Annotated in this window: 24 protein-coding genes and 1 tRNA gene; 17 read left to right on the top strand and 8 right to left on the bottom strand. The window is 48.5% G+C overall.

Going from position 1 to position 21482, the window contains the following annotated elements:
- Window positions 1-6: 6 nt before the first annotated feature.
- Complete coding sequence (locus H608_RS21735; RefSeq protein WP_038007868.1) at window positions 7-585, top strand: DUF6620 family protein; 579 nt, start codon at window positions 7-9, stop codon at window positions 583-585.
- 340 nt (window positions 586-925) lie between these two features.
- Here H608_RS21735 and H608_RS0108605 read toward each other — a convergent pair whose 3' ends face one another.
- Both H608_RS0108605 and H608_RS0108600 read right to left on the bottom strand, forming a co-directional pair.
- Entirely contained in the window at window positions 926-1762 is an 837-nt protein-coding gene (locus H608_RS0108605) for a DUF5694 domain-containing protein (protein ID WP_028787324.1), read from the bottom strand.
- A gap of 48 nt (window positions 1763-1810) precedes the next feature.
- Window positions 1811-2386, bottom strand: coding sequence for a putative glycolipid-binding domain-containing protein (locus tag H608_RS0108600; RefSeq protein WP_028787323.1), 576 nt, complete (start codon window positions 2384-2386; stop codon window positions 1811-1813).
- 63 nt (window positions 2387-2449) lie between these two features.
- Between H608_RS0108600 and H608_RS0108595 the strand changes: the two genes are divergently transcribed.
- The 3 genes from H608_RS0108595 to H608_RS0108585 are packed head-to-tail and all read left to right on the top strand — an operon-like array spanning window position 2450 to window position 4439.
- Window positions 2450-3145 (top strand): hypothetical protein, encoded by a 696-nt coding sequence (locus H608_RS0108595; RefSeq protein WP_028787322.1) that lies wholly within the window; start codon window positions 2450-2452, stop codon window positions 3143-3145.
- Window positions 3146-3174: 29 nt separating this feature from the next.
- Window positions 3175-4125, top strand: coding sequence for a phytanoyl-CoA dioxygenase family protein (locus tag H608_RS0108590; protein ID WP_028787321.1), 951 nt, complete (start codon window positions 3175-3177; stop codon window positions 4123-4125).
- Window positions 4126-4133: 8 nt separating this feature from the next.
- Complete coding sequence (locus H608_RS0108585) at window positions 4134-4439, top strand: hypothetical protein (RefSeq protein WP_028787320.1); 306 nt, start codon at window positions 4134-4136, stop codon at window positions 4437-4439.
- A gap of 6 nt (window positions 4440-4445) precedes the next feature.
- Here the strand turns inward: H608_RS0108585 and H608_RS0108580 are convergent, their stop codons facing one another.
- Window positions 4446-5216 (bottom strand): type I restriction enzyme HsdR N-terminal domain-containing protein, encoded by a 771-nt coding sequence (locus H608_RS0108580; protein ID WP_028787319.1) that lies wholly within the window; start codon window positions 5214-5216, stop codon window positions 4446-4448.
- Window positions 5217-5405: 189 nt separating this feature from the next.
- On the opposite strand from H608_RS0108580, the gene H608_RS21730 reads away from it, so the two are divergent.
- Both H608_RS21730 and H608_RS0108570 read left to right on the top strand, forming a co-directional pair.
- On the top strand, window positions 5406-6248 hold the full coding sequence (locus H608_RS21730) for a transporter (RefSeq protein WP_051268144.1): 843 nt from the start codon (window positions 5406-5408) through the stop codon (window positions 6246-6248).
- A 98-nt stretch (window positions 6249-6346) separates the two neighbouring features.
- On the top strand, window positions 6347-7213 hold the full coding sequence (locus H608_RS0108570) for a hypothetical protein (protein WP_155990098.1): 867 nt from the start codon (window positions 6347-6349) through the stop codon (window positions 7211-7213).
- Between the two features lie 471 nt (window positions 7214-7684).
- Here the strand turns inward: H608_RS0108570 and H608_RS24935 are convergent, their stop codons facing one another.
- Window positions 7685-7969 (bottom strand): GIY-YIG nuclease family protein, encoded by a 285-nt coding sequence (locus H608_RS24935; protein ID WP_051268143.1) that lies wholly within the window; start codon window positions 7967-7969, stop codon window positions 7685-7687.
- 94 nt (window positions 7970-8063) lie between these two features.
- Window positions 8064-8137, bottom strand: a tRNA-Asp gene (locus tag H608_RS0108560).
- Window positions 8138-8311: 174 nt separating this feature from the next.
- Between H608_RS0108560 and H608_RS0108555 the strand changes: the two genes are divergently transcribed.
- Complete coding sequence (locus H608_RS0108555; RefSeq protein ID WP_028787317.1) at window positions 8312-9289, top strand: acetyl-CoA carboxylase carboxyltransferase subunit alpha; 978 nt, start codon at window positions 8312-8314, stop codon at window positions 9287-9289.
- A gap of 130 nt (window positions 9290-9419) precedes the next feature.
- Here H608_RS0108555 and H608_RS0108550 read toward each other — a convergent pair whose 3' ends face one another.
- The gene (locus tag H608_RS0108550) at window positions 9420-9779 is read right to left on the bottom strand and encodes a nuclear transport factor 2 family protein (RefSeq protein WP_028787316.1); all 360 of its coding nucleotides are present in this window, start codon (window positions 9777-9779) and stop codon (window positions 9420-9422) included.
- Between the two features lie 76 nt (window positions 9780-9855).
- Complete coding sequence (locus H608_RS21720; protein WP_051268142.1) at window positions 9856-10245, bottom strand: hypothetical protein; 390 nt, start codon at window positions 10243-10245, stop codon at window positions 9856-9858.
- Between the two features lie 146 nt (window positions 10246-10391).
- Between H608_RS21720 and H608_RS0108540 the strand changes: the two genes are divergently transcribed.
- From H608_RS0108540 to H608_RS0108485, 10 genes are all read left to right on the top strand, one after another.
- Complete coding sequence (locus H608_RS0108540) at window positions 10392-11420, top strand: AraC family transcriptional regulator (protein WP_028787315.1); 1029 nt, start codon at window positions 10392-10394, stop codon at window positions 11418-11420.
- A gap of 168 nt (window positions 11421-11588) precedes the next feature.
- Window positions 11589-13073, top strand: a complete 1485-nt coding sequence (sufB, locus tag H608_RS0108535) for a Fe-S cluster assembly protein SufB (RefSeq protein ID WP_051268141.1) — start codon at window positions 11589-11591, stop codon at window positions 13071-13073.
- A gap of 43 nt (window positions 13074-13116) precedes the next feature.
- Window positions 13117-13881, top strand: a complete 765-nt coding sequence (gene sufC / locus H608_RS0108530; RefSeq protein WP_028787313.1) for a Fe-S cluster assembly ATPase SufC — start codon at window positions 13117-13119, stop codon at window positions 13879-13881.
- Between the two features lie 73 nt (window positions 13882-13954).
- Window positions 13955-15256: a Fe-S cluster assembly protein SufD gene (gene sufD, locus H608_RS0108525; protein WP_028787312.1), complete on the top strand. Its 1302-nt coding sequence runs from the start codon at window positions 13955-13957 to the stop codon at window positions 15254-15256.
- Complete coding sequence (locus H608_RS0108520; protein WP_028787311.1) at window positions 15253-16494, top strand: aminotransferase class V-fold PLP-dependent enzyme; 1242 nt, start codon at window positions 15253-15255, stop codon at window positions 16492-16494. Before sufD ends, H608_RS0108520 begins: the two co-directional genes overlap by 4 nt.
- Before the next feature lie 5 nt (window positions 16495-16499).
- The gene (locus H608_RS0108515) at window positions 16500-16943 is read left to right on the top strand and encodes a SufE family protein (protein WP_028787310.1); all 444 of its coding nucleotides are present in this window, start codon (window positions 16500-16502) and stop codon (window positions 16941-16943) included.
- On the top strand, window positions 16940-17257 hold the full coding sequence (locus H608_RS0108510; RefSeq protein ID WP_028787309.1) for an iron-sulfur cluster assembly protein: 318 nt from the start codon (window positions 16940-16942) through the stop codon (window positions 17255-17257). Before H608_RS0108515 ends, H608_RS0108510 begins: the two co-directional genes overlap by 4 nt.
- Before the next feature lie 22 nt (window positions 17258-17279).
- Complete coding sequence (locus H608_RS0108505; protein ID WP_028787308.1) at window positions 17280-17762, top strand: RrF2 family transcriptional regulator; 483 nt, start codon at window positions 17280-17282, stop codon at window positions 17760-17762.
- Window positions 17763-18132: 370 nt separating this feature from the next.
- Window positions 18133-19017 (top strand): 4-hydroxy-tetrahydrodipicolinate synthase, encoded by an 885-nt coding sequence (dapA, locus tag H608_RS0108495; protein WP_028787307.1) that lies wholly within the window; start codon window positions 18133-18135, stop codon window positions 19015-19017.
- A gap of 228 nt (window positions 19018-19245) precedes the next feature.
- The gene (locus tag H608_RS0108485; RefSeq protein ID WP_038007863.1) at window positions 19246-20163 is read left to right on the top strand and encodes a L,D-transpeptidase; all 918 of its coding nucleotides are present in this window, start codon (window positions 19246-19248) and stop codon (window positions 20161-20163) included.
- Between the two features lie 8 nt (window positions 20164-20171).
- Here the strand turns inward: H608_RS0108485 and H608_RS0108480 are convergent, their stop codons facing one another.
- Window positions 20172-21428 carry a PQQ-dependent sugar dehydrogenase gene (locus tag H608_RS0108480; protein WP_028787304.1) on the bottom strand — a complete coding sequence of 419 codons (1257 nt, stop codon included), beginning with the start codon at window positions 21426-21428 and terminating at the stop codon, window positions 20172-20174.
- Window positions 21429-21482: the final 54 nt, after the last annotated feature.

Below are 21482 nucleotides of genomic sequence, written 5' to 3'. Positions count from 1 at the left end.
GTAACTATGAGTAATCCATTGTTAGAGCCGATTCACGGCGTTTCGCTTTATGACTACGCAGCGGTGTCGGCTAAAATGGCCAATGGCGTGGACGTAAAAGAGATCTGTAAAAAATTAGGCATCGAACATGCTGTATTTGAAGAAGCGTCTGCCTTGTGGGTGGCGCGTATGCAGGAGGACAGCAGCTTTGCCTTGACGATGGCCTTTGGTGAGTATTTCGGACAAGCGGAAAATCATCCGAAGTTAAAAGACCTTCAGGCCCAGGTGAGCGACGAAGAAAAAGCCAACCTCGACAAAATGCGCGACGACCGTTATTTCTACGAAGAACTGAATGGCGCGCGTCAGGCTGCCTACGAATATGGATATGACGGCGCACAATGGATCCAGGAAAACTATGGGATTTCATTGGGGGATTTTCAAACCGTAGCCATGAAGTGGATGGAAGTCCAAAACCAGGAAATGGCCGGCGGCCAGACCGGGAATATTCATCATTTTATCGACTACCAGCAGAAGAAACAAGCGGAGTATGCAAAGAGATTTGCAGAAGAACAGGGAGGCAACCTGGCGGATGATGTGGAGTTTTAAGTCAAAATTCAAAAGGCGTTAATCGTCAATATGTGAATGGTGAATAATTAATTTGGTGCTGCCGCCCGGATTCCTGTGCTCACCACAACTGTTCGGAACGTTTATCGCAAGGAGTCGCTTTCATTTCTAAACGTAATGGCGGCGAGAAGTATAAGGTAGCGCCCTTGTTGGTCTGGAGACCAACAAGGGCGCTTAAAAGGTCAACTTCGTACATAACTCAGGGATGGGAAGCCGGTTGGGCGGGAGACCAATGGTGGCCTGATGTCGGATTCACAGGTTTTAAAATCTTCCGGACAATTATGGTGTCCTCACGAACCAGGAACGGAAACGTATTGACTATTTACTTCAAATAATCAAACACATTCACCAGGTTGAATTTCGGGCTTCGCTTAAGAAAATCCTGGAAGAAGGCCGTATGGGTGCCGCCCATCAGGATGAATATACGATCGGTTGATGTTACCTGAATCTGATTAAGATTGGAGAACATCACCAGGTTGCGATGATAGAATTTTGCTGCTTCATCGGCGCCTTCTGATTTTCCTTTCGTGGAAATATAGGTCAGCAAATCGGCGTTGATGTTGATGAGGCTTTCCAGGTATTGTGGATGATTGTTCAATTTGAACAAGTCATAGAAAGGAATGCCTTCTTCAGGATTTTTCTTTTCGTTATAGTCGAGCAGGCTCCAGTACTGGCTAACAGTGGTTTTGTCGGCAGGATTGGAAATTTTGCCACCAATATTATAGTCGTAACCTTCTCTAAAATCCACGCCGTATATTTTTTTTGCATGGCTCAATCTGCCCACTTCGTAAGCAAGTAACTCCCGCTCGTCGGGGTCTTTATATTTTTTTGCCGGATTGTTGCAGTAATCGAGGAAGTCCGCTAACCGCGCAGAATCATTTGCAGGAAGATCTTCAATGACGATGATGGTAGGTTTGAAAGCGGCCAGCAGTTTCGCCACTTTCTTTATTTCTTCCTGGTTTTTACGGTCGTGCTCATCGAAGTTGGTGGAGGAGGCGTCGGAGGTAAAGCCCATATGAAAGGTTGCCACATTCAACACCGGAACTGCGTTATCGAATTTGTCCTTGTAGATTTTCTTTTCATTGTAGGGAACGGTTTGGGCAAAGCAAAGGACAGGCCCAATGCCCAGCAGAAGCGCAACAAATAGTGATCTTGTCATTTTATCAGCACATTTTTATACCTGTTAAACGCATTCAACAATAAAAAGTTACAGTTGCTGTGAACGAATTGAAACAGCTTTCCGCACAAACAACTCAGGATAGTCCACCACAAATCCCGACCGGTCTGTCTGTATCGTGGCTTCAAAATCATTCGGTACATTCTGATAGTGATAAGCGGTGTCTGAAAGGCAGGTGTATTGCTGCGCCACACGGCGGATATTCCGCGCCAGTACATCGCAGTATACCACGTTGATTTCCCTGGTTTCTTTATGCGGCAATTGTAAACGACGGATCGGAAGGGTATTGGTCAATGGCGTCACAGGTATATCCACGTCAATACAACCATCCAGTTCCGGAACCGGCATGCCGTTGCAGGTCCAGCTTCCATGTGCGTCGGCCTGTAATAAGTTGGAAAAGACATGGTGATCGTGGAAGCAATGAATTTCCAGTACTTGCGTATGCCAGTGCGCATCCGTCTCTATCCGGTAATCGACTTTATATATTTTTTCTTCATAATAACCCACAATGACCGACGTAATCAGGTTCCCCTGATTACCCGATTTTATCAGGCAATTTTCCAGCGAAAAATATTCACGACCGCTCCAGAGAATGTTTGTTTCCATTTTTTAATTTAAAAATTAAATCCCGAACGCAGAAAAGAAGCCGGAAAATGTGGAAATTTGAATATGATGTACATTCAAAAGATACGCACCCTGTACGATTTACCAGCCGATGAAACGTTTGGTTATTCCGAGGAGGAAATCATTAACCTGGAAATCGATCTGGGTGTCCGCTTGCCGGGCAAGCTCCGCGATTATTATTTGCATCTGGGAAAAAATGAACGCATCAATGCTTCGCACAACCGTTTGCTGAAACCGGATGGTGAAGCCGGTTATTCAGAAGATGATTATCTGGTTTTCTATGAAGAAAACCAGGGAGTGGTGAGTTGGGGTATAAAGAAAGATGAGTTGCAATTGGATAGCCCGCCGGTTTGGGGTAATTATGGCGATGAAGAAACACCCGACTGGCACCGGGAAACCAGCACGGTGGAGGATTTTTTCCTGCTCATGGCTGTTTACAACGGTACAATGGGTGGATTAAAATACAATGCCAATTGCCTGGATGAGGTTGATCCGGAAGTGGTAAAAGCGATACAGCAACGTTGGAGCGAAGTGCCGGACATCAGTTGGGAAAAACAAAAAGTGTATACCGACGATTTCCGTGAAGTGATCAGTCTATCTTTCGATGAAAGCGGAAATTGCACCGCTGTTTTTATCGGCACCAGCGATCAGCACGCTTTTGATGAATTGCTGGACGAAATAGATGTGGAATGGTCTTATGTGTCGTATGAAGATGATGAAGAAGAAGACGAAGAACAGTAGTAAATTACCCGATAAATAACAACTGATTCATGATCGACTGTGCATTTCTCCCGGTGTTTTACGAGCGCCATAAATTACTGAAAGAAGGACTTGCTCCTCCTGTGTCTGCGGACTACAGCAAAACAGAAGCGGTGTGGATAGATATGTATGGTCTGGGACGATTTGAAACGTATCAGTTCATCTATGCCGACTGTACGGACATTGCGCATTTGCAGGAATGGATGATCCGCACAAAAGGGGAGCAGCAAATAAAGGCGTCGGCCGCGGCTTTCCGCGAATGGCAGCAAAGTGAAATGGCCGGTGGCCCGGCGGTGGTTGAACGAAAACTGCTGAACGATGAACAACTATTGCACTGGCAGGAGCAGGGCTATATCAGGGTAAGTGGTCTCGTAGAAGCACAGCTATGCGATGCCGTTACCGACTTTATTTGTGATTTCCTGGCAGTCGATCTGGCGGATCCGTCTACCTGGTACAAAGGACATACCGACTGGCACGGATTAATGTTGCAGCAATACCAGCACGAAAGCATGCACCGGGTACGCTCGCATCCGAATATCAAACAACTTTTTGCAGAGCTCTACAATACCTACGCAATTATTCCGCAAACCGACAAAGGAAGCTTCAATCCGCCTGAAACAGATGATTGGAAATTCGTACATCACCTGCTTCACTGGGATATGAATTACCGCAAACCCGATCCGACTTATATTCAGGGATTGATCTACCTGAATGACGTGCCCGAAAACAGAGGTCCGTTAAAAGTCGTTCCCGGATTTCACAAACAATTTAACGACTGGCAGCAAAAATATCCGGATGAAATTGAATCGTATCAACAGATGCGCACAACATTGAAGCCCGAATACATCGCCGGCAAAAAAGGAGATGTTGTGCTGTGGTTGCAGACATTGCCGCATGCCGCAAGCTGTAATCACTCTGACCTGCCCAGGTTTGTACAATACCTGAGTTTTAACCGGCTATAAATAATCCTATGATTACGGTAAAAGTGACTTACACCATCCACGAGGGACATGTTTCTGTCAACAAACAACTGATTGAAGCCTTCCTGCAGGATTTTACAAACCTGGACAACAGCCGGTTTCTCTACACCATTTTTCAAAAAAATGACGGTTGCACTTTTGTGCATCTCTCGCAATACCAGGACAAAGCCATGCAGGAAGAACTGTTAAAGGTGCCGTCCTTTCTGCAATTCCAGCAGGAACGCGATAAAAACTTAACCGGCGAGCCGCAGATTGAGATATTGAATTATGTCGCGGCTTCAAGGGGGGTATTGTAAGAAAACTTATACTTCCGGATTCTCCACAGACGTAATAACATTGGTTTCAGGCGGCGGGTTCTTCTTCGGCGTATTTTCTTTTTTAACCAGCTTTGGTACTTTAAATCCGCTCAGGTCGATCTTTTCTGCAATGACCTTCAAAATAGTCTCCTGGATCTGCTGGTCATTGAATTTCATTTCATAGGCTTTATTGACGTTTTTGCGTACGATGGCCACCACTTCCGGGCACAGCAGTTGTTTGGAAATGGAAATGGGTGTCATTGCCTGTGCTTTATTCCATAATGCATCCAGTCCGCCTTTTTGGAGGCTGTCTTTAGCCAGGTATTCGATAATGTCGTAAGCAGCTTTCAGGCTGGAAGAGTCGGTGAGGTCGACAGTGAATACTTTTTTGTGCTGGATCGGTTTTTCGAAAATGATTTTATAAAAATCGAACTGTTTGCCGTTGGTGAGCAATGCCCAATCCACTCCTTCATTGGCGCCATAATTCACTGCCTGCCGCAGGTGGCTTTCATTGATGTTCAGGGAAAAAGCTTTCACTTCCACCAGGAAATGCCGCTTACCGTTGATCTGTATCATGTAGTCGGCATACGTGCCTTTGATCATGTATTCTGTGCGTACCTCCTCGAGTGCCGTGTAGCCGAGCACATCGGTAAGGAAATGATTGATCATGATCCGGGTGCCGCTTTCGTCGAGGTCGGTGATAGAGTCGGAGAGAAATTTTTTAATGTAGAGTTTGATGTTCTCGATAAGCTTTTGCTTTTTGGCTTCGGTGAGCATGATAAGGCGTGGTTTAGGTTGTAAAATCTTGAAAGATCAAAAGTGCTGATCTTTTCACGAAGCAGGAATTTGGACGAGGGGGGATTTTTCCGGTAAATATGTGGCGTCCGGGAAACGCTTGCCGCCTGGCGCGTGGTGGAAGCGAACTGGTATTGCAATTGCAGTGTAAGTAAAAACGATTGCGATCACATGAAAGTTTTATCTGCCTTATTCATACTAACCTGCTGCTCTGCTCCTGCGCTGGCGCAACGCGATAGTTCCACCGATCGTTTAAAAAACCGCTTTTCCGTATTTCATCCGGTTCCCGGGGCGCTGATGCGAGAAGAAATGGAAACCGACCGCCCCGACATTACCGAATCTCCGGTAACTGTCGATGCAGGGCATTTTCAGTTCGAAGCAGACCTGGTCAAATTCAAACGTTCACGCGACGCCGGCTCGGGCAACCGGCAGATGCTGGTAGCGCCGCTTACGGCCAAGCTCGGGTTAACGAATTCGATCGATTTCCAGGTGGCCGTGGAAACGTTCAGGCATGAGGTGAAAACGGAAGAGGGCAGCGCACCGCAAGGGCACGATGCCTGTGGCAGCGTAACGCTCCGGTTGAAAAAGAACTTTTGTGGTAATGATGATGGGAAGTTTGCCGTTGCCGCGCTTCCGTATATCAAGCTGCCAACGGATAAACACTTTGAGCATCACCTGGTCGAGGGTGGAATGATCATTCCGATGCGCTGGAAGCTTTCTGAAAAATGGGCGCTGGGCGTGCAGGAGGAAGTGGACTATGTAGCGGATGATCGGGAATACGACTGGCAGCTATTGCAATCTGTGGCGGCAGATTACCAACTGACAAAATCGTTGAAAGGAATGATCGAAACTTACGCCACGTATGGAATAAGGGAACACCGGATGGAGAATTACATCAACCTGGCGTTGCAATTGAGCGTGCTGAAAAACCTGGCGGTAGATATCGGCTCCATACAAGGCTTTCAGAAAAATGCGGAACATCAATATTATGCAGGCTTTGCCGTGCGATTGTAGCGGAGAACTTTATTGTGCCGGGCCATATTAACTTGAAATGTTTTTGTTCTATCTTCAATACCGCCGCTAAGATAAGAACCACCGTGCGGCTACTATTTATGCGATATGCTTTTGTGTTTGTCTTCCTGAGTATGCTAATTGCGGCAAAAACAGCTCGGGCACAAAAAGCGGAAGCCACCATCATATCCCGGGACAAACCAAAGGAGAACCTGCTGCTTTTTTCCAATCAATTTATTAAAGCGGCTACACCCGATACGCCATGCGTTTCCGGGAAATATCTCCCGATGCTGTACTTTGATGAATTCAGCCTGGGTGTGTTGGTAGACACGACGAATAACTTACAACGATACGATATGGCGCAGCCAGTGTCTTTCAGGAATAAGGCGGGTTCGGATAACTATTACCTGCTGCGGTATTTTGACTTTCAGCAAAGACGTGTTGAAAGTGGTAACTGGCGTATAGCTCCACCCACGTACTATTTAAACTACGGACACAAATACCTGCAACGGTTCAGGGAAGAAACCAGGGAAACCTTGAGCAGGGACGGGCAGCAATGGCTTGACCGGACGCTCGTCAATCTGCAGACAGCGATCGAAGATGTGCTGGCCGGCAATCCGGTGGCGGAATTGAACGATACAGCGTTTAATGATCTCATATATGCGACACATGCAGCGGCTTACGAGCAGGCAGGGTTTGTAAAACTGAATATATTGGATAAAGTAAAAATAGCATTGACGCCGGATGTGTCGGATCTGCTGGATCCCAGAGGGCTGGCGCTGGTAAGGCAGATGAGAAAAAAACAATTTGCGTATTACCGCTCACATCCCTGGTTTGCCATGCGGCAGGCGCTTGAACTGGCGGCAGGCATGGGAGAGATCATGGTGCGTGTAACAAGGTATGCGGCAAAGTATGGGGTGGAGAGAGGAAAGGTGTGGGGAGTGGTGAGGGAGGCGATAGGGCAATAAGTCAATAAGTGAATGGTGAATGGTGAATGGTGAATAGTGAATAGTGAATAGTGAATGGTGTTTTAGATGCGAAGCATGTCGTTGTTGGTGTCTTCACCACAACTGTTTGGAAGATATAAAACCGCTCAATCCGATATCACGCCACCGTTGGTCTCCAGACCAACGGGCCTGCTCATCTTTGAGTTATGTACGAAGTTGACCTTAACCTGTCAAAGCTACCTGACGCTTGCCTGTTGGCCGGGAGAAGAACAAGGGCGCTAATTTATACCTCACGCCGCCATTACGTTTAAAAATGAAAAGCGACTCCTGGGATAAACGTTTCTAATAGTTATGGTGTCTTCAAGAACAACATTCGTATGTACTAAATGATTATGAATGTCGCATGGTATTCTCGAAGGATGTAAAAACAAAAAAGCCTCGAATTTCTTCGAAGCTTCCTGCGGACCGGACGGGACTCGAACCCGTCTCGGCTTAGCTGAGACCGTGACCGGGCAGCATCAATAGTATGTTGGTAGGTTGACTTGCCAACCATTCAAAATATTCTTTTTTACAACCCTTTAGTTTTCTTTCGCGGATTAAAGCATCTCGTTTAGTTGGATGTGCTTCCACGTAAAGAAGTTTCCATGGAATGTGGTTTGCTGTAAAAGTTGATTTCCCAGAATTATGTTCGATCAGTCGTCGTTGGTAGTCTTCTGTAATTCCTTTGTAATACAGTGCTGAATTTTCGCTTTTTAATATATAGACAAACCCACTCATCCAGTAAACGCTTCAATTTTTGACTTTAAATCAGAGAAATGAAATATTGACCAGGCAGCGCACAAAAAAGCCCTCTGATTAAGAGGGCTTTCTGCGGACCGGACGGGACTCGAACCCGCGACCTCCGCCGTGACAGGGCGGCATTCTAACCAACTGAACTACCGATCCTTACCTTGATCAACACAAGTGTTAATCATTAAGGGACGGCAAAGATAAGGCGACACAATATTTCCTCCAAAAGTTTTTAGATTATTTATCTTTCACAACCTCAGCTTTTTGCATTTAAACCCTTTTCTGGATTTTTCCGTTAATTTAGCCGCTCATTTTACTATCTATTAAGTTATGCCCAGTAACGCCAACAGACAATTCCTGGACTTTGAAAAACCGATCAAAGATCTCATCGAAGAGATCGAGATCACCAAAGCCCGCCAGGACAAACACCACCTCGACCTCGGTGAGCAGATCAATATACTCGAACAAAAGATCCTCGATAAACGCACAGAACTGACCAGCCAGCTCAGCAGTTGGCAACGCGTGCAACTAAGCCGTCACCCGGACCGCCCTTATACGATGAAATACATTCAGAAGATGACCACGCAATTCGTGGAACTCTTCGGCGACCGCAATGTGAAAGACGATAAAGCCATGGTAGGCGGATTTGCCAACCTAGACGGCGAAACTGTGATGATCATTGGTCAGCAAAAAGGCATCAATACCAAAATGCGACAGCTCCGCAATTTCGGTATGGCCAACCCCGAAGGCTACCGCAAAGCCCTCCGCCTCATGAAACTCGCGGAGAAATTCAATAAACCCATCATCACCCTCATCGATACCCCCGGCGCATTCCCCGGCCTCGAAGCCGAAGAACGCGGACAAGGCGAAGCTATCGCCCGCAATATTTATGAAATGATGCGGCTCACCGTTCCCGTGATCTGCGTGATCATCGGTGAAGGTGCCAGCGGCGGCGCACTCGGTATCGGCGTTGGCGACCGTGTATTCATGATGGAAAATTCATGGTACACCGTTATCTCTCCCGAAAACTGCAGCACTATTCTCTGGCGCAGCTGGGCGCAAAAAGAAATTGCGGCCGAACAACTCAAACTCACCGGCGATAAAATGCTGGGCTTCGGTCTGATCGATGGCATCATTCCCGAACCAGCCGGCGGTGCGCATTGGGATTATGATGAATCTGCCCGCATCCTCAAAGAACATCTTGTGCCGGTTATCCGTCAACTGCGCGAAATACCAGCGCAGGAGCGCATAACGCAACGCATCGAGAAGTTCAGCAAAATGGGATTCTGGGATGAGGTGCCTGCATAATTGATTTTTTCGAACGGAAACAAAATAGAAAAGCGCGGGTTACTACCGCGCTTTTGCTTTGTTGGTCTGAAGACCAACAAAGGCGAGGATTAGGTCAAAGGTTCACAACTGATCAATGCAGAATAAAGACTTATTGCTTAACCAAGTCACTTTCCGTATGCATGGCACACTTCCAGTCATTGTTTTCTTTTATCCATGTAGATGTACAGGCACATTTCATGGAAACTCTATCATAACTTAATTCGATCAGGTAGGCCAGCATTGCATGATCCTCGCCGGTTTGCACCTGTTCGTCGGAGATACTCTTCACTTCCATCGACCTGTCATTGCTGTTAAACATCTTTTCGTAAGCGCTCGCATCGACACTCATCACGCCATTTCTGCCAGCCACAATACACGGGAACTTTGTAAGGCTTTTTACTGTTTCAAAGTCTTTATTGGCCATAGCGTCCCAATATTTTTTTTCCAGGTCTATGATATCGTCTTTCATAATGAGATGTTTTATAAGATAAAACAACAATGGTACCAAAGCATTAAGGCCAATAGTTCAGTTGTTTAGCACCATTTCACGGTTGCCGGTTCGCAATTGCCACCCGCAATCCGCGCCACTGCAACACCGCCATCAGTCCAACCCATCCCGCAACAGCCGCAACCAGTACATTGCCCACAATGGAAAGCTGATCGCTTATCCATAAAAGCAACACCACACTCGCCACTACCCACGACAGGTCGAGCGCCGTAATCAACCGGACTTCGTTACTGCGCACCGGCGTCCGGCGGGATGCGCGAAACACATACAGGGCAAATACAAGCAGGAACACCCCAACACCCGAAAACGGTGCGGCCTGCACCTGGCCAAACAGCTCAGCCGCGGGGCGGGCAAAACAGATTAATATGATGCCGGTCATGCCTGAGCTAAGCGCATTCAGTAAAAGTGTGTTTTTAAGTGATAACATAATTGAAAGTTTTAGTGATTGACAATACCACAAAACTATTGGTCATCTTACGCCAGGCAGCTGTCCGTTGACGCCAACTATGTATCATTTTCCGCCACGCCGGCCTTTTTATAAATGCTTCAGTTTATTTTTGATAAAACAACGGAATGGAAGATCTGCAGCATCGTGTAGCCCTGGCTTTATTGAGCTATGCAGCGCAGCGGGGCGTGGCCGCTTCGCATTTATGCCGCCTTTCGGGCATCGACTACGCCGTGCTTGCCCGCGATGCTTCCATGCAGTTGACGCCCGTTCAATTCGAACAGCTTTGGAAAAATGCCGCTCATCTTACACAGGATTCTTTATTCGGTTTGCATTTTGGTGAATCCATGCAACTCGCCGCGCTGGGTGTGGTTGGGCAGGTGATCCTTACCAGCAACACGGTTGGGGAAGCGCTCGATCATGCCGGTGCCATGGCGCACCTGCTCACCGACCTTTATCGCTTCCGGATCAGCCGCGATAGCCGTACCACCACTTTACATTTTATGGAAAATACGCGCCGCACGCAACGTTACCCGCACACCGCCCGGCATTTCGGCGATTACCTGATCGTGTTTGCCCTGCACGAACTGGACGGCCTGCTGCCCAAACGCATCGAACCGCTGTCCGCCCGCTTCCCTTATGTCATTCCAGACCACCATGAATATACCCGCATCTTCCGTTGCCCGGTTAAAGGGAAAGCAGGGGAGTTGTCGATCGGGTTCCACCGGCGTTATGAAGACCTGGCTATTTTATCCGCCGATTATAGCCTGCAGAATTTCCTCCTGCAGCGCGTAACCGCTATGTGTGCCCGCGAGCCCGATGAAGCCGCGCTTTTAAAGCAACGCGTTTTCCATTATCTCCTCAGCAATTCTTATCGCCAAATGCCTGGCCTGGAAGCGGTAGCCGCCAATTTCAATTTCAGCCCGCGCAGCCTGCAACGGCATCTGGGGGAAGAAGACACGCGGTTTTCCGATATCGTAACCCGGGTACGGCAACAACTGGCGCAGGATTATCTCCGCGCCGGCCAGTATCCCATAAAAGACATCGCGGCAATGCTTGGTTATGAAGAACAACGCGCTTTTCTGCGGGCCTTTCACCGCTGGACCGGCCTCAGCCCGGCCGCCTGGCGCCGCCAGCAACAGGCCGGCATCGCCTGATCCCGCATTTTCGACTCCCGGAAACTTTTAAGCGTTTACGAACAAATAGAGCCCTGCTGTGTCATTATGTTAAAACGCCCCGGAAACGGGCCTGATTTACAGTATCTCCCCCAATAAAACGGCATTGTTTGTACTTTTTTGTACAAATTCATTTGTATCTTTGCAGCGATGAAAACAGAAATAGAACAACTCCCCCAGGAGGTCATAGTGGATGACGAGCGTGCAGCCATCGAAAAAGCGGTCCTTGGAGACTATAAATATGGTTTTGTAACCAATATTGAAGCCGATGAGGCTCCCCCCGGCCTCAATGAAGATACCGTTCGCTTTATTTCCGCCAAGAAAAATGAACCGGAATGGATGCTGGAATGGCGGCTCAAAGCCTACCAGCATTGGCTCAAAATGAAAGAACCCGATTGGGCCAATATCAATTATCCTCCCATCAACTACCAGGATATCATTTATTATTCCGCTCCCAAGCAGAAGATAAAGCCCAAAAGCCTCGACGAGATCGATCCTGAGCTCCGCCGCACTTTCGAAAAACTCGGCATTTCGCTCGACGAACAGAAACGCCTGAGCGGTGTTGCCGTGGACGCGGTAATCGACAGTATCTCTATCGGTACCACGTTCAAGGAACAACTCGGCGAACTCGGCATCATTTTCTGCTCCATCAGCGAAGCGATCCAGGAACACCCCGAGCTGGTGCGCAAACACCTGAGTTCGGTGGTACCCGTAACCGATAATTTCTTTGCCGCTCTGAATGCTGCCGTGTTCAGCGACGGTTCTTTCTGTTATATTCCCAAAGGCGTGCGCTGCCCGATGGAATTGTCCACTTACTTCCGGATCAATGCCGAGAATACCGGGCAGTTCGAACGTACCCTTATCGTGGCCGAAGAAGGCAGCTACGTCAGCTACCTCGAAGGATGTACAGCTCCGATGCGCGACGAAAACCAGTTGCACGCAGCGGTGGTTGAAATCGTTGCCATGGAAAATGCCGAAGTGAAATATTCCACCGTTCAGAACTGGTATCCCGGCGACAAGAACGGCGTGGGAGGTATCTACAACTTCGTCACCAAACGCGGTATCTGCAAAGGCGACAACTCAAAAATATCCTGGACGCAGGTGGAAACCGGTTCTTCCATTACCTGGAAGTACCCCAGCGTGATCCTGAAAGGAGACAATTCCGTTGGAGAATTTTATTCGGTTGCCGTTACCAATAATTACCAGCAAGCTGATACCGGTACCAAGATTATGCACCTCGGGAAGAACACCCGCAGCCGCATCGTATCAAAAGGTATTTCCGCCGGCTTCAGCAACAACAGCTATCGCGGACTGGTACAGGTAAACCGCAACGCCGAAAACGCGCGCAACTTCTCCCAATGCGACTCACTGCTGCTGGGCGATAAATGCGGTGCACATACCTTCCCTTACATCGAAGTAAAGAATAACACGGCCGTGGTAGAACACGAAGCCACTACTTCCAAGATCGGGGAAGACCAGATTTTCTATTGCAATCAACGCGGCATCGACACCGAAACGGCGGTAGCACTCATCATCAACGGCTTTGCCAAAGAGGTGATGAACCAGCTTCCCATGGAGTTTGCGGTGGAAGCACAAAAATTGCTGGCTATCAGTCTTGAAGGCAGCGTTGGTTAATATTTTAATTTAAATAAAATACTCGTTTTTAATTACACATACTATGCTCAACATTCAGAACCTGCACGCAGAAATTGAGGGGAAGAAAATCTTAAAAGGATTGAACCTGGAAATCAAACCAGGTGAAGTGCATGCGATCATGGGACCCAACGGTGCGGGTAAAAGCACGCTGGCCTCGGTGCTGGCGGGCCGCGAACATTTCGATGTTACCGGAGGTACTGTAGATTTCTTAGGTAAAGACCTGCTGGACCTGGCGCCCGAAGAACGTGCCGGCGAAGGTTTGTTCCTCGCTTTTCAATACCCCGTGGAAATTCCGGGACTGACCACTACTAATTTCATTAAAACGGCCGTGAACCAGATCCGCAAATACCGCGGTGAAGAACCACTCGACGCCGTGGCCTTTCTGAAAATGATGAAAGAGAAAATGGCGATCACCAATATCGATCAAAGCCTGCTCAGCCGCTCGCTGAACGAAGGGTTTTCCGGTGGTGAAAAGAAACGCAACGAAGTTTTCCAGATGGCCATGCTTGAACCCAAACTCGCCATCCTCGACGAAACCGATTCCGGTCTCGATATCGATGCCATCCGTATCGTAGCCAATGGTGTAAATAAATTGCGCAGCAAAGACAACGCCGTACTGGTGGTGACGCACTATCAGCGCCTGCTGGATTATATCATTCCCGACTTTGTACACGTATTATATGATGGCCGCATCGTGAAATCAGGTCCGAAAGAACTGGCGCTCGAGCTGGAAGAAAAAGGATACGACTTCATCCGCAACGAAGTAAAAGTAGGACAGGAGGCTTAATCCGCTCCGGTACAGGTCAATCACAGGGCATTCCTGTTCCGGATCAGACAGCCCTGCTTAACTCTGAATTTACATGAACGATTCGACTTTATATTTCAAAGAATATTTTGATCAGCAGCAGACCGGCACTACTTCCGTGCTCAATGATCACCGGCAGCAGGCCTTCGCCGCATTCAGCCAACTGGGTGTGCCCGGTGTGAAACATGAAGAGTGGAAGTACACGCGTATCAACAGCCTGTTCAATACACAATACCGGTTGCAATCCGCTGACACATTGCAGGCCGCGGATATCAACGATCTCCGCCTGCCAGCCCATGAGGCAGCGAATGAACTGGTATTTATAAATGGCCGGTACGTGGCCGCTTTATCCACTCTGCGCAGCAAAAACCTGGTGTTGCTTCCATTAAACGAAGCTGCTGAAGGTGAATATGCAGCCATCGTTGATCAGCATTATGGCCACAGCGCCGATTACCTGCGTGACGGAATCAATGCACTCAATACAGCATTATCTGATGGCGGCATTTATCTGCATATCGGCAAAAACACCGAGATCGAACATCCCGTTTATATTTATCACATCGTGGATGCGCGCGCCGAAGCCGTACTGGCGCAGCCCCGCAGCCTCGTGTATCTCGGACAAAACGCCGGTGTCACCATCGTTGAAACATACCATACTATCGGCAATGCCGATAGTTTTACCAACCAGGTATTCGAAGTAGCTGTAGAAAAAGACGCCCGCCTGGAATATTACAAAATCCAGAACGACGTTGCTTCCGCCAACCTCGTAAGCACAAGCCATATCCGTCAGACCGGAGCCAGCCACGTTAATACTGTGACCATTTCCCTGAACGGTGGTATCGTGCGCAACAACCTCAACCTTGTACTCGAAGCTCCTTATTGCGAAGGACACCTCTATGGCCTGTACTTTCAGCAGGGCAACAGCCATGTAGACAATCACACTATCGTAGACAATGTGGCGCCGAATTGCCTGAGCTATGAATTGTACAAAGGCATTCTCGATGAGCAGTCTACCGGTGTTTTCAATGGAAAAATATTTGTTCGCCAGCCTGCGCAGAAAACCAATGCGTACCAGACCAACAAAAATGTATTGCTGTCAAAAACAGCGAGCGTTAATACCAAACCTCAACTGGAGATATTTGCCGACGATGTAAAATGTTCACACGGGTGTACGGTAGGTCAGTTGGACGAAGAAGCGCTGTTCTATCTGCGTTCCCGTGGTATCACACAACAAGCTGCCCAGGCACTGTTGCTCCAGGGATTTGCATTGGATGTGCTGGAAAAAATCAAACTGGCGCCCATCCGGGCTTATGTTGACAGCCTGATTGCCGGTCGCCTGCAATTCACTCAATCATGATTACGGAAACAACCATACCATCACTTGATATAGCAGCGATCCGCCGTCAGTTTCCCGTATTGCAGCGGGAAGTGAAAGGGCATCCGCTGGTGTACCTGGACAATGCGGCTACATCGCAGAAACCAAAGGTGGTGATCGATGCGCTTGTAGATTATTACTCGGGTTACAATGCCAATATTCATCGTGGTATTCATACGCTGGCCGAAGAAGCTACTGCCGCTTTTGAAGCCACGCGTGATACGGTTGCCCGTTTTATCAATGCCGCCAGCCGCGAACAGATCATCTTTACGCGCGGTACCACCGAAAGCATCAACCTGGTTGCACAAACCTGGGGACGCCAGCAGGTGAACAAAGGAGACGAGATCATCATCTCCGGTATGGAACACCATTCCAATATCGTACCCTGGCAATTGCTTTGCCTGGAAAAAGAAGCGGTGCTGAAAGTGATCCCCGTGCTGGATAATGGCGAACTGGATATGGATGCGTACAAAGCATTGCTGAGTCCGCGGACAAAGATTGTTTCCATTGTGCATGTATCCAATGCATTGGGTACAGTGAACCCGGTAAAAGAAATCATCGATGCGGCGCACCGGCAGGGAGCCGTGGTAATGATCGATGGTGCGCAATCAAGCGTGCATCTCGATATCGATGTGCAGGTGCTGGACTGCGATTTCTTTGCCATGTCTGCACATAAAGTATACGGCCCCACAGGTATTGGCGTATTGTATGGGAAAAAAGAATTGCTGGACGCCATGCCGGTATTCCAGGGTGGGGGAGAAATGATCAAAGAGGTGAGTTTTGAAGGCACCACCTTCAACGAACTGCCTTATAAATACGAAGCAGGTACGCCTAACATAGCAGACACTGTTGCATTTAAAGCGGCATTGGATTTTGTAACGGAGACAGGAAAAGACCGTATGCGCCAACACGAAGATCAGTTGCTGGCTTATGCAACGGACAAACTGCAACAACTGCCGGGGCTGCGGATCATCGGGCAGGCTGCTGAAAAGATCAGCCTGGTGTCTTTTATTATTGACGGGATTCATCCGCAGGACATCGGCATCCTGCTCGATACGCAAGGTATTGCCGTGCGTACCGGGCACCACTGCGCACAACCGCTGATGCACCGTTTCGGTATTCCCGGAACAGTGCGCGCCTCGTTCGCAGTATATAACACAATGGAAGAACTGGACAGGCTCATCGCCGGTCTGCAACGCGCCATCAAATTGCTGGCATAAAACGCATGGAAGAAACAAAGCCGATCGCGGAAATAGAAAAAGAGATTGTGGAAGAGTTTGCGCTCTTCGATTCCTGGGACGATAAGTATGAATACATTATCGACCTGGGAAAAAAACTGGCGCCGCTTGCACAGGAGCATAAGCTCGATGAGAACAAGATCAAAGGTTGCCAGTCGACCGTATGGATGGTAGCCAATTACCGTGATGGCCGTGTGTTCTTCGAAGCAGACAGCGATGCAATCATCGTGAAAGGACTGGTGAGTATGCTGATCCGGGTATTGTCCGGGCAAACACCGGATGCGATCATCGAAACGCCGCTGGCATTTATCCAGCAGATCGGGATGACCTCGCACCTGGCGCAGACAAGGTCCAACGGGTTGTTGTCGATGGTAAAACAAATGAAGAATTACGCGCTGGCTTATAAACTCAAAAACGAAGTAAACGGATGAGCAGAACGGAGGAGGAATTGAAACAAGCGGTGATCGAACGTTTGCAAACGATCTTTGATCCCGAACTGCCGGTAAGTATCTGGGAGCTGGGGTTGATCTATGAAATCAACATCAACGCAGATAACAATATCCAGGTAGTGATGACACTGACGGCACCGGGATGTCCCGCTGCGCAGACGCTGCCTGTGGAAGTAGACCAGAAGCTCCGCGAAATTGAAGGAGTAAATGATGTACACGTGGTACTCACCTGGACGCCGGCCTGGGATAAGAGCCGGATGTCGGAAGCAGCCCAGCTGGAACTGGGATTCTTATGAACTTGAAAAGATCTAAACAGATATGAAAGTTACCGCCCAGGAAGAATACGGACTACGCATACTGATCCGCATTGCAGGATGCAAAGACGCGAAAGGCCTCAGCATACCGCAACTGACCGAAGCCGAAGGTATCAGCAGTCACTATGTGGCCAAGCTTACGCGTGTGCTGCGCATGAAAGGATTCATCAACAGCACACCCGGTAACAAAGGCGGTTACGTCCTGGCGCGCCCCTCGCGCGAGATCGTGATCCGCGATGTATTGAGCGCATTGGGAGGAATGATCCTGGAACAGGAAGTAGGTACACAAACAGGCTCCTCTTTCCGCCTTTGTACCAATTCCGTGGATTGTTCTGCACGCTCGCTCTGGACAATGATCCAATTCACGGTGGACCGGTTACTGGAAAATGTTACCCTTCACGACCTGGCCTGCACCGGCGATGAGTCAGGCGATTTCCTCAAAAGCCTTTTACTGGATAAAGCCACTTCACGGCTGATTTCGAAATAGTAGTGTAACGGAGTAAAAAAGAAAAAGGGACGTGTAGAAACACATCCCGCTACACACTACTGTATGAGAAACATCGATTATTTCATATTATCAGGTTCGGAAAAACTCCGTTCCTGAATAGGCTGACAACCCATTATTTCTCTTCGTTGCGCAGGATACGAAAAAAAAATCGCTTCATCACTGCCGACCTTTGCGGGTTTTTCTTCAGCAGCATCTTTGCCTGCTCCATTTCATCCTTACATTTTATACATTCATCTGTAAAATGCCTTCTGCTTACGCTTTAGAAGATTTGCGGGTTTCTGCAATTCGTAAGCGTCAAAATCTTATTTTTGAAACATTCATTCACCTAAAAAAAATAATTAGTTTAAAAATGTCGCTCCAACAAAAATTTACCGGTACCGGTATCGCCATTGTAACTCCTTTTCTTGCCGATGGATCTATTGACTGGAACAGCTATAAACAGTTGATCGAGTTTTGGATCAAGGGTAAGGTGGAGTACCTGGTCGTATTGGGCACCACCGGTGAAAGCGCGACAATTCATGGTGAAGAAAAACAGGAAGTGTTTACGTTTGTGCAGCAAACCGTCAACGGCCGCGTGCCGCTGATGGCCGGTATCGGTGGCAACGACACCAGAGAAGTGCTCGATGCCTTTGCGCATTATGACCTCACCGGCTACGATGCGATCCTTTCCGTATCGCCTTATTACAACCGCCCCAGCCAGGAAGGGATTTTCCAGCACTACAAAGCGCTGAATGAAAAAACACCGCTGCCGCTGATGTTATACAACGTACCATCGCGTACGGGGCAGAATGTAACGGCAGAGACGCAACTGCGTATTGCACGCGAGTGCGATAAAGTATTTGCAACCAAAGAGGCCTGTGGCAATTTTGACCAGATCAATTACCTGCTTAAATACCGCCCCGAGGGATTTCTTGTGATCAGCGGCGACGACGGGCTCACACTGCCCATGATCGCCTGCGGGGCAGACGGCGTTATCTCCGTGGTGGCTAACGCGTATCCCGAAGCGTTCTCCGACATGGCGCGCCATGCACTTAAGGGCGACGTGAAAACGGCCGCAACAATTCATCACCGGCTTACCGATATCATCACCTCCCTGTTCGCGGAAGGAAGTCCTTCCGGCGTCAAGGCCTATTTAGATGAAATGAATCTTTGTAAAAACTATTTCCGTTTGCCGGTCGTCAGCGTAAGCGATAAGCTGCGTCAACAAATCCGCGACTATATCAGTAAATTTTAGGGTAAAATTTCCCCGTTTAACAATGTCCCAGCAGGAAATAAACAATGGCGAAAATAGCGATGAAGCCTAAGCATCCGCCGCCCCATTTGTAGCCTGCGTAGCCTGCAAGCAAGGTTCTAAGCCAGTTCTGCATAATGGTAATATTTTTATCTGTTACCCTGCAAAATTGTGCCATGTCTGTTGCGCTGGCTGGCATGATATTGCTTCAGATAAGGGAAAAATGGATTTATGATAAAAACTTCGATCTTATCCCTTTCGGTAGCTGTGGCTGCGTCAGTAATGCTTATAAGCTGCACCGGCAACGACAAGAATAGCAATCAGCCCGGAAAGGATGCACAGGAAAACAAAGTACCCACCAGGGAATGGAAGAAGCCTAAAAATCTTCAATATCATTTTCAGCCGTCCAAGGACTGGGTTAAACGCCTGAAAGAAACGCCCGACTCCGCAGGAAAATACATCATCCTGTCTGTTAACCGCGTGGACCTCGATCACGTCCGTCAACTGGATTCCCTGTTGGTGCCCGATGATCTCAGCGGTGACCGGGAGGCTTACATGCCTTTTCCGCTCGAGGCGAAAGGCTTAAAGGATATTGAAAAGATCGTATTCTTTTCGTATGCCACGCAATCCTTTGCGGCTTACAACTACGGACAACTGGTATATGCAGGTCCAACGAGCATGGGCAGCAAAGCACATCCTACGCCGGAAGGTTTGTATTTCACCAACTGGAAAGCGGAAGAAACGATCAGCACGTTCGATGATGAGTGGGTATTACGCTGGAATTTTAATATCGAAAACAAAGAGGGTATCGGCTGGCATCAATACGCATTGCCCGGTTATCCGGCCAGCCACTCCTGTCTGCGTTTGCTCGAGTCTGATGCAAAACAATTATACGATTGGGCTGATCAGTGGAAGCTGAAAGGATCAGATAGTGTTGTGCTGAAAGGAACACCCGTAATTGTTTTTGGAAAATACCCCTTTGACGGTCCGAAACCCTGGCTGGCACTGGCGCAGGATGCACATGCGCTCGACATCAAAGCGGGAGACCTGGAAAGTTTAGTAAGCCCCCATATGGAAGATATAAAAGCGGCGCAGGAAAAAAGAGCGGCAACACCTAAAGAAGATGCTGCCGCTACGAAGAAAAGTTGATCGATAAATTATTTGCTGGCTTTGATCTGCCAGATAATATTCGCATCGTCATCGCTGACGAGCAACGAGCCGTCCGGTAAAACAGTTGTACAAACCGGGCGGCCATATACCTCACTTTTTGAAGCATCTGCTACAAACCCTGTTAAGAAATCTTCAGGCGGTCCTGAAGGCTTGCCGTTGCTGAACGGAACAAACACCACTTTATAACCGGAGAGTTCCGAGCGGTTCCATGAACCGTGCTGGCCGATAAACGCACCATTTCTGTACCGTGCAGGGAAAGCCTCTTTCGTATAAAAGGTAAGACCTAGCGACGCGGTATGCGAACCCACCGGTACGTCGGGTACAATAGCCCGGCTTACCAGTTGTGGTTGCGGATCATCTTTCATCCGCGGATCGGGATGCTGACCGAAATAAGAATAAGGCCATCCGTAGAAGCCGCCCTGTTTCACACTGGTAATATAATCGGGTACCAGGTCGTCGCCCAAGCCATCACGTTCATTTACTGCCGTCCATAATACATTGCTGCCCGGAGCCCAATCCATTCCTACAGGATTGCGCAGGCCGCTCGCGTAAATTTTTTCACCCGATCCGTCCGGATTCACTTCAAGGATGGCGGCACGGCGTACTTCATTTTCCATTCCGTTTTCACCCACATTGCTGCCGGAGCCAACAGAGATATAGATTTTGTTGCGTTCTTTATTGGTGATGAGGTTGCGTGTCCAGTGATTATTATAACCGCCGGCGGGCAGCTCTACTATTTTTTCGCCTTTGCCTTCCAGTTTGGTAATACCGGCTTTATAAGGAAAACGCAACAGGCCGTCGGTATTGGCTATGTAGAAATAGTCACCGAGGATCAGCATGCCGAAAGGCTGGTTGAGTTTTTCGGCAAACACGTGGCGCGTTTCATAGCGGCCGTCTTTGTCCTGGTCGCGGAGCAGCGTAATGCGGTTGGCACTTCTGCGGGTGTTGGATTCGGAAACGAACACATCGCCGTTAGGGCCAACATAGATCCAGCGTGGATGGTCCAGTCCGTCGGCAAACCGGGAGACGCTGAACCCTTCAGGAGCCACAGGCATGCGGGTATCGGGCCAGCCGATTACTTTGCTGGTATTGCGTACCGACTTGGTAGCAAAAGGAGCGGGCAGCGTGTCGCCGTTCGGTACAGGCGAAGGTTGTGTAGACTGATTTTTTCCACCATTGCCGCAGGCGTAAGTGATTACGATCGCGGGCAACAGGGCAAGAGAAAGTAGCGTAGATTTTGCCATGGGAATCATTTTTTTAAGATACAGCTATTTAGGCGGCCAAAATAATGCCATAAG

The organism is Terrimonas ferruginea DSM 30193 (genome assembly GCF_000425585.1).
GTDB lineage: Bacteria > Bacteroidota > Bacteroidia > Chitinophagales > Chitinophagaceae > Terrimonas > Terrimonas ferruginea.
The sequence above is the reverse complement of the archived record's forward strand: the minus strand, read 5'-3'. Positions and strand labels throughout refer to the sequence as shown.

Excerpts from the sequence above, each read along its gene's own strand:
- H608_RS0108595 (WP_028787322.1), top strand. The coding sequence starts at position 2,450 with ATGATGTACATTCAAAAGATACGCACCCTGTACGATTTACCAGCCGAT.
- H608_RS0108555 (WP_028787317.1), top strand. The coding sequence starts at position 8,312 with ATGCCCAGTAACGCCAACAGACAATTCCTGGACTTTGAAAAACCGATC.
- H608_RS21735 (WP_038007868.1), top strand. The coding sequence starts at position 7 with ATGAGTAATCCATTGTTAGAGCCGATTCACGGCGTTTCGCTTTATGAC.
- H608_RS0108585 (WP_028787320.1), top strand. The coding sequence starts at position 4,134 with ATGATTACGGTAAAAGTGACTTACACCATCCACGAGGGACATGTTTCT.
- H608_RS0108590 (WP_028787321.1), top strand. The coding sequence starts at position 3,175 with ATGATCGACTGTGCATTTCTCCCGGTGTTTTACGAGCGCCATAAATTA.
- H608_RS21730 (WP_051268144.1), top strand. The coding sequence starts at position 5,406 with ATGAAAGTTTTATCTGCCTTATTCATACTAACCTGCTGCTCTGCTCCT.
- H608_RS0108550 (WP_028787316.1), bottom strand. The coding sequence starts at position 9,779 with ATGAAAGACGATATCATAGACCTGGAAAAAAAATATTGGGACGCTATG.
- sufC (WP_028787313.1), top strand. The coding sequence starts at position 13,117 with ATGCTCAACATTCAGAACCTGCACGCAGAAATTGAGGGGAAGAAAATC.
- H608_RS24935 (WP_051268143.1), bottom strand. The coding sequence starts at position 7,969 with ATGAGTGGGTTTGTCTATATATTAAAAAGCGAAAATTCAGCACTGTAT.
- H608_RS0108520 (WP_028787311.1), top strand. The coding sequence starts at position 15,253 with ATGATTACGGAAACAACCATACCATCACTTGATATAGCAGCGATCCGC.
- H608_RS0108605 (WP_028787324.1), bottom strand. The coding sequence starts at position 1,762 with ATGACAAGATCACTATTTGTTGCGCTTCTGCTGGGCATTGGGCCTGTC.
- H608_RS0108485 (WP_038007863.1), top strand. The coding sequence starts at position 19,246 with ATGATAAAAACTTCGATCTTATCCCTTTCGGTAGCTGTGGCTGCGTCA.
- H608_RS0108480 (WP_028787304.1), bottom strand. The coding sequence starts at position 21,428 with ATGGCAAAATCTACGCTACTTTCTCTTGCCCTGTTGCCCGCGATCGTA.
- H608_RS0108510 (WP_028787309.1), top strand. The coding sequence starts at position 16,940 with ATGAGCAGAACGGAGGAGGAATTGAAACAAGCGGTGATCGAACGTTTG.
- H608_RS0108505 (WP_028787308.1), top strand. The coding sequence starts at position 17,280 with ATGAAAGTTACCGCCCAGGAAGAATACGGACTACGCATACTGATCCGC.
- H608_RS21720 (WP_051268142.1), bottom strand. The coding sequence starts at position 10,245 with ATGTTATCACTTAAAAACACACTTTTACTGAATGCGCTTAGCTCAGGC.
- sufD (WP_028787312.1), top strand. The coding sequence starts at position 13,955 with ATGAACGATTCGACTTTATATTTCAAAGAATATTTTGATCAGCAGCAG.
- H608_RS0108600 (WP_028787323.1), bottom strand. The coding sequence starts at position 2,386 with ATGGAAACAAACATTCTCTGGAGCGGTCGTGAATATTTTTCGCTGGAA.
- dapA (WP_028787307.1), top strand. The coding sequence starts at position 18,133 with ATGTCGCTCCAACAAAAATTTACCGGTACCGGTATCGCCATTGTAACT.
- sufB (WP_051268141.1), top strand. The coding sequence starts at position 11,589 with ATGAAAACAGAAATAGAACAACTCCCCCAGGAGGTCATAGTGGATGAC.
- H608_RS0108580 (WP_028787319.1), bottom strand. The coding sequence starts at position 5,216 with ATGCTCACCGAAGCCAAAAAGCAAAAGCTTATCGAGAACATCAAACTC.
- H608_RS0108540 (WP_028787315.1), top strand. The coding sequence starts at position 10,392 with ATGGAAGATCTGCAGCATCGTGTAGCCCTGGCTTTATTGAGCTATGCA.
- H608_RS0108515 (WP_028787310.1), top strand. The coding sequence starts at position 16,500 with ATGGAAGAAACAAAGCCGATCGCGGAAATAGAAAAAGAGATTGTGGAA.
- H608_RS0108570 (WP_155990098.1), top strand. The coding sequence starts at position 6,347 with ATGCGATATGCTTTTGTGTTTGTCTTCCTGAGTATGCTAATTGCGGCA.